Below are 1,402 nucleotides of genomic sequence, written 5' to 3'. Positions count from 1 at the left end.
TATAATGCTACATAGAAACTAGACAGCAAAAAAGGAGTTTCTTAGTTGTATGTCGACCAGCAGACGCAAGTTTACACCCGAAGAAAAGGCGCGCATTGTCCTGGAAATTCTCAAGGAAGAAAAGTCGGTTTCACAGCTTGCTTCGGAACATGGCATTCATACAAATGTCCTCAATCGGTGGAAGTCAGAAGCGGTGCAGAACCTCTCACAATTGTTCGTCGATGATCGAAAAGGCATCACGAAAATGAAAAACGAGTATGAGCATCAGATCAACGAACTCTACGCCGAGATTGGAAAATTGACCAGTCAATTGTCGTGGCTCAAAAAAAAATCTGGCCTCTAACCTGTCTCGCGAGGAGCGTGTCGAGCTCCTGGAGTGGGACTGTCCCGAGCACGCGATCAGCGTTCAAGCCGATCTGCTGAGCCTGAATCGCTCCAGCCTGTACTACAAGCCGGTTCCTCCCTCCCCGGAGGAAATTCGCCTCAAACACCGGATTGATGAGCTTTACACGCAGCATTCGTTTCTGGGCTACCGGAAGATTGCCGCGATTATGAACAGAGATGGAGACAGCATCCATCAGAACACCGTACGGCGCTACATGCGAGAAATGGGGCTCATGGCCATCTTTCCTGGTCCAAACCTGAGCAAGCGTGATCTGCAGCACCGGATCTATCCCTATCTTCTCCGGAAGCTGCTGATTACACAGCCGGATCAGGTGTGGTCTGTGGACATCACGTATATCCGAATGAAGCATGGCTGGATGTACCTGTACGCCATGATGGATTGGTTCTCTCGCTATATCGTAGACTGGCAGTTGGACCAGAGCCTTGAAATCGACTTCGTACTGGAGACCACGAAACGGGCGTTGACGCGGCGTAAGCCGGAGATTATCAACAGTGACCAGGGCAGCCATTTCACGAGTCCAAAATATATCGATCTGTTGAAAGAGAACGAGGTTCGGATCAGCATGGATGGCAAAGGCCGAGCCAAGGACAACATCGTCATCGAGCGCTTTTGGCGTAGCCTAAAGTACAACGAGGTCTATATTAACGACTACAACAGTCCGCGAGAGACCAGACAAGGTGTGGAAGGCTTCATCCATTTGCACAATCACTATTTGCCGCATCAGTCCCTGCAAAACCATACGCCAGCAGCGGTGTACAACCAAGACGTTATTCTGTTGCCCTCATGTGAACAAACAAAACCAAAACCATAGCTCCCGCGCCTTCGCTTGGGCTACGTCCTCCACCTGTGGACAATCTACCTCACGGCAGTCAGCGATCAGATTCCCAATTCTGGAAACGAACTGCCTGCCCCTTCGGGGCAAGGGGAACAAGTATTGTGAAGGTTTTCACACCTTAATAATCTAAAAAAACTGTCTTGACATCTTGTAGCACCATA

General features: G+C 49.6%; 1 protein-coding gene. It reads left to right on the top strand.

Annotation, left to right across the window (positions count from 1 at the left end; translation table 11 throughout):
* Nucleotides 1–49: 49 nt before the first annotated feature.
* Nucleotides 50–1,217, top strand: a protein-coding gene (locus PV433_RS03750; RefSeq protein WP_332070856.1) for an IS3 family transposase whose coding sequence is annotated in 2 segments (ribosomal slippage) — nt 50–324 and nt 323–1,217 — 1,170 coding nt in all. Because the reading frame shifts where the segments join, the coding sequence is not laid out codon by codon here.
* The last annotated feature ends 185 nt before the right edge of the window (nt 1,218–1,402 follow it).

It is taken from the genome of Paenibacillus sp. GYB004 (assembly GCF_036577605.1).
GTDB classification, from domain to species: domain Bacteria; phylum Bacillota; class Bacilli; order Paenibacillales; family NBRC-103111; genus Paenibacillus_AB; species Paenibacillus_AB oceani.
This window is presented reverse-complemented; position numbering and strand designations above follow the sequence as displayed.